Origin of the sequence: Thiohalocapsa sp., from assembly GCF_019695415.1 — a bacterium.
GTDB lineage: Bacteria > Pseudomonadota > Gammaproteobacteria > Chromatiales > Chromatiaceae > Thiohalocapsa.
Genome location: NZ_JAIFKJ010000624.1, coordinates 1 through 4,953 on the forward strand (window position 1 = coordinate 1; position 4,953 = coordinate 4,953).

At 66.7% G+C, this 4,953-nt stretch carries 5 protein-coding genes and 1 pseudogene; 5 read left to right on the top strand and 1 reads right to left on the bottom strand.

What is annotated here, in order from left to right; genetic code table 11:
* Positions 1-235: 235 nt before the first annotated feature.
* From rdgB to I6U14_RS17060, 5 genes and pseudogenes are all read left to right on the top strand, one after another.
* Positions 236-850 carry an RdgB/HAM1 family non-canonical purine NTP pyrophosphatase gene (gene rdgB, locus I6U14_RS17040; RefSeq protein WP_296900903.1) on the top strand — a complete coding sequence of 205 codons (615 nt, stop codon included), beginning with the start codon at positions 236-238 and terminating at the stop codon, positions 848-850.
* 22 nt (positions 851-872) lie between these two features.
* Positions 873-1,589, top strand: a complete 717-nt coding sequence (locus tag I6U14_RS17045) for a YggS family pyridoxal phosphate-dependent enzyme (RefSeq protein WP_296900904.1) — start codon at positions 873-875, stop codon at positions 1,587-1,589.
* 117 nt (positions 1,590-1,706) lie between these two features.
* Entirely contained in the window at positions 1,707-2,537 is an 831-nt protein-coding gene (gene proC / locus I6U14_RS17050) for a pyrroline-5-carboxylate reductase (RefSeq protein ID WP_296900909.1), read from the top strand.
* Complete coding sequence (locus I6U14_RS17055; RefSeq protein WP_296900906.1) at positions 2,534-3,109, top strand: YggT family protein; 576 nt, start codon at positions 2,534-2,536, stop codon at positions 3,107-3,109. Before proC ends, I6U14_RS17055 begins: the two co-directional genes overlap by 4 nt.
* Before the next feature lie 64 nt (positions 3,110-3,173).
* A pseudogene (locus tag I6U14_RS17060) lies at positions 3,174-3,314 on the top strand (DUF167 domain-containing protein); the annotation flags it as partial.
* 41 nt (positions 3,315-3,355) lie between these two features.
* Here I6U14_RS17060 and I6U14_RS17065 read toward each other — a convergent pair.
* A complete protein-coding gene (locus I6U14_RS17065) occupies positions 3,356-4,786 on the bottom strand; it encodes a dynamin family protein (protein ID WP_296900908.1) in 1,431 nt (476 codons plus the stop codon).
* Between the last annotated feature and the right edge of the window lie 167 nt (positions 4,787-4,953).

Sequence of the window (4,953 nt, forward strand, 5' to 3'; positions counted from 1 at the left end):
GTGGGACTTGTCTGCGCCCGGGTGCCCATTGGAGGCCAAAGGACCTGCTGGGGGGACTGCGTTGTCCCGTGCGGATCTCGCGGCCAGGCGGGACTCGCCCCCGCCGGGATCGCGCATCTCATCGCCGTCCAGCTGGCGGCTTTGTCTTGACACCGCGCGCCGACATGACCAACGCCGCTTCATCCGCTGCGGGCATTCGCACCGGCACACGCCCGCGCCGCCCCCGGAGCCGCCCATGACCGCCGACCAGCCCGCCCGTATCGTGCTCGCCAGCAACAACCCCGGCAAGCTGCGCGAGATCGACCAGCTGCTCGCCACGGCAGGCCTGCAGGTGCTGCCCCAGCGCGCGTTCGATATCGGGGAGGCGGAGGAGACCGGACTCACCTTCGTCGAGAACGCCATCCTCAAGGCCCGCCACGCGAGCGCGGGCAGCGGTCTGCCAGCCATCGCCGACGACTCAGGCATCGAGGTGGACGCCCTCGCCGGCGCGCCGGGCATCTACTCCGCACGCTATGCGGGGGCCGGCGCCAACGACCAGGCCAACAATGAGAAGCTGCTCGCCGAGCTTGCCGCGGTGCCGGACGGCGAGCGCAGTGCCCGCTATCAATGCGTCATGGTCTATCTGCGTCATGCCCAAGACCCCACGCCCCTGATCTGCATCGGCACTTGGGAGGGGCGCATCCTGCGCGCCCCCCGGGGCAGCAACGGCTTCGGCTATGACCCGCTGTTCTTCGTGCCCACGCACGGTTGCAGCGCCGCTGAGCTGGACCCGGACACCAAGAACGCCATCAGCCATCGCGGCCAGGCGCTGCGGGCGCTGGTGGCACGGTTGAAGGGCGGCGCGGGCTGAGACAGCTCACGAGCACGGCGCCATGACAACCGACGACCTCGACCGCACCATCGCCGACAACCTCGCCCGCGTGCGCGAGCGCATCGCGTCCGCCGAGGCCCGCTACGGGCGCCCGCCAGGCAGCGTCGCACTGTTGGCCGTGAGCAAGGTCCACGGCGCCGAGCGCATCGCTGCGGCCCACCGCGCCGGCCAGCGGCAGTTCGGTGAGAGCTATGTGCAGGAGGCACTGGAAAAACAGGCCGTACTCAAGGCGCTGCCGCTCAGCTGGCACTTTGTCGGCCGTGTCCAGACCAACAAGACGAAAGACATCGCCGCCCGTTTCGACTGGGTGCACGGCCTCTGCGAGCTCAAGCATGCGCGTCGGCTCGGGGCCCAGCGGCCGGCGGATGCCGCTCCGCTCAAGGTCTGCATCCAAGTGAACCTGAGCGGAGAGGCCAGCAAGGCCGGCGTCGAGCCCGAGGCAGCGGAGACGCTCCTCGACGCCTGCCGAAACATCGACGGCATCGCCGTACAGGGCCTGATGACCCTGCCGGCGCCGGCGGAGAACCTCGCCGCTCAACGCCGGCCCTTTGCCGCGCTGCGCGCGCTGCGCGACCGGCTCGCGACCCGGGACCTGCCGCTCGCGACCCTGTCCATGGGGATGACGGCAGACTTGGAAGCCGCCATCGCCGAGGGCGCTACAATGGTGCGGGTGGGCACAGCCATCTTCGGCCCCCGACCGGCGACCGGCGCGCACTGAAGGCCAAGACTCCCGGATGCGCGGCATGCGGTGCCGCGAGCCGTCCGTCAGCCCGCGCCGTCACCACCCTACAGTCACGCATCAGCCACCATGAGGGAGGCCCCCCACAGCATGTCCCTGAGTCAGACCCGCATCGCATTCATCGGCGGCGGCAACATGGCGCGCAGCCTGGTCGCCGGCCTCATCGCCGACGGCCATGAGCCGGGCGCCCTCATTGTCAGCGACCCGCTCGCCGAGATGCGCAGCCGGCTCGCCGAATCCTACGGCGTGCAAACCACCGATGATAACGCCACCGCTGTGGCCGGAGCCGACGTCGTCGTGCTGGCCATCAAACCGCAGGTGGCGCCGGCGGTCTGCCGGGCGCTGGCGGCACATCTCCCGCAGCCGGCGCCGCTGGTGATCTCGGTCATGGCCGGGGTCAGCGAGGCCGCCATCGCCGCCTGGCTCGGCGGTGAGATCCCGCTGGTGCGCAGCATGCCGAACACCCCCATGCTGGTGCAGTCGGGCGCCATCGGGCTCCACGCCGGGGCCGGCGCATCGCCCGCGCAGCGCAACCTAGCGGAGGAAATCCTGCGCGCCGGCGGGCTCACCCGCTGGGTCGACTCCGAGGCCGATCTGGACACGGTGACGGCCGTCTCCGGCAGCGGCCCGGCGTATTTCTTCCTGTTCATGGAGGCGCTGGAGAAGGCAGCCGTCGCCGAAGGGCTGGATGCCGAGACGGCCCGGCTCCTTGCCATTCAGACGGCGCTCGGCGCCGCGCGCATGGCCATGGCGAGCGATGAATCGCCCGGGATGTTGCGCCAGCGCGTCACCTCCCCGGGCGGGACCACCGAGCGCGCCCTCGGCGTGCTCAGCGACGGCGGGCTGGAGCCCCTGGTGGCGCGGGCCGTCGCAGCGGCACGCTACCGTGCACAGGAGTTGTCACAACTGCTCGGAGCCGACGCATGACCGAAGCCTATTTCACCAACCCGCTGATCTTCCTCGTCAAGACCCTGTTCGGGCTCTACATCGCCCTGGTGATGATCCGCTTTCTGCTGCAATGGACGCGTGCGGACTTCTACAACCCGATCTCACAATTCGTCGTCACGCTCACGTCGCCGGTACTGCGACCGATGCGCAAGCTGATCCCGGGCTACCGCGGCCTCGACACCGCATCACTGGTGCTCGCCTGGCTGCTGAAATCCGCCGAGCTGGCCCTACTGGCGCTGTTGTTCGGCCTCGACCGCAATCTGCTCTTGGCCTTCGCATGGGCGATTCCAGCGCTGGTGGGGCTCATCATCAGCATCTTCCTGTTCGCCATCCTGATCCGGGTCATCCTGAGCTGGCTCAATCCGGACCCGTTCAATCCTGCCGTCGAGCTCCTGAGCCGGCTGACGGACCCGATCCTGGAGCCGGCACAGCGCCTGGTGCCGCCCATCAGCGGCATCGACCTGTCGCCCATGCTGGCCATGATCGGCCTGGTGCTGCTGCAGATGCTGCTGCTGCCGCCGCTGCGGGCACTGACGGGCAGCCCCTTCTGATGCAAGCGCCGCCCAGCTGGCGTCCGCCCCTGCCCACCGCCGGCCCTGTAAAGCCTCAGGCGCTGTGAGCTGGTACCGCTGGCAGGGCGACACTTTGCGGCTCGCGCTGCGCGTCCAGCCGCGGGCACGCGAGAATGCCTTCGGCGAGCCCCTGGGTGACGAGCTGCGGGTGCGCCTCAAGGCACCGCCGGTGGACGGCAAAGCGAACGCAGGACTAGTCGATTTCTTGGCCCGAGCCTGCTCGCATCAGAAGAAGGTCTTGCGCTTAGGTGTCCCGGACCCGACACCTTCGACCAGTCGCGGACGGGGCGGCTCTGATGCAGGCAACATCGCCGGGCGATCCTGCTCCAAATCGGCTGCGGGCGCCTCGCTACCACGCATGGCGTTGTAGAGCTCGCTTCGAAGCTGCGGGATCAGCTTGCCCGTCAGTTCCTCGAGAAGCTCGCGGTCGTGCCAACTCATCTTCTTGAACGACTGGAGGCCGCTCTTTTCAGCGATCTCGCGGGCGCGTGGGCTGACCTCTTCCCACATCATGCGCAAGTCCTCCGCCCGGTCGCGCAACAGCAACTCTCGATCGTGCAGCTTTTCAAAAATCTGGTCGAAGCGACGGATCAGACGCCGTTTGGCCCGCGGAAGCGTAATGAGCTCCGTCAAACTGAAAGCCAGGACTGCGGCCAATGCAATCACCGGCAACGCCACAACCATGCCCGTGGCAAAAGCGGCAGCACCCAGCCCGCCGAAGAGCAGAAGCAAGAGACCTCGCCAGCGCGCGCGGATCGATTTGAACGTGTCGGCGGCCTTGTCGATGACCATCGCGTGCAGCCGGAGCCGCTCAGCATAGGCATGGATCTGTGTGATCTGGTTGTCCATCCGCCGGGTCGGGGTACGGTGCAACTCACAGATCAGGTCGTTGCGCGCCTTCTCGAAATCCTCCATCGGCAGGCGCGACTTCGGCTTGTCGGAAAGTGGCACAAAGATGTTGTAGATCATCGGCAAGTCTTTGCGCGGGATGACCTTTCCCAGGTTCCAGCAGAGTGCCCCATAGGCCCGCGCGAAGTCGTGCAGGCACTGGAACTGATCCACCTTGTTCAAGATGATCAACATCTTATGATCGATGCCCGCCAAGGACTCGCGGAACACTTGAAGTGTTTCGCCCGTCGTCCCGGGCTTATCCGGGTCGAAGAAGACCAGCACGAGGTCGGCGCGTTCGGCGAACCAACGCACCACACCGGGAAAGTCAAAACCGCGCCCGTTCTCGGCCTTGGCCGCATCGATCATGCCCGGGCTGTCGATCAGCGTCACCGTTTTCAAAAGTTCAGCGGGGCGCAGCTTCAGCCGCACATGCGAGACCAGTTGGTCACCAAAGTACCGGAGCCCCTCGTAGGGCAGGTCCGGATTGCTAACGACAGCAGCCCCATCCCGCTCCGTCGCGGTCGCACCGTAGGTGATAATCGTGAAACCGTCATCCGTTGGAGCAACCCCAGTGCTCTGGACATCGTCGCCCAGGAGATGGTTGACGAAAGTGGACTTCCCCGATGAGTGATTGCCCAACAGCAAAACCTGCGGCGGCCGACGCAACTCGCCCACAGTGGGCGGACGTCGGAACATGAACTGTTTTGCCAGCGGGTCGAGAACCTCCTCGTAGTAGCCGCGGATGCGGTTCGCGAAATTGTCCATCGGGTATTGCCAAAGGGAAAGTGGGCCAACGGTAAAAAGTACGGGATCGGGTTCGGAAATCCAAGCGACCCGGTGCATGTGCTCACAATGTCCGCTCTGGGTCCTAACCTGCGGTTATAGCGGAGAGGAGCGAGTTTCGAGGGGCGAGGTTCGAGGAAGACCAGACA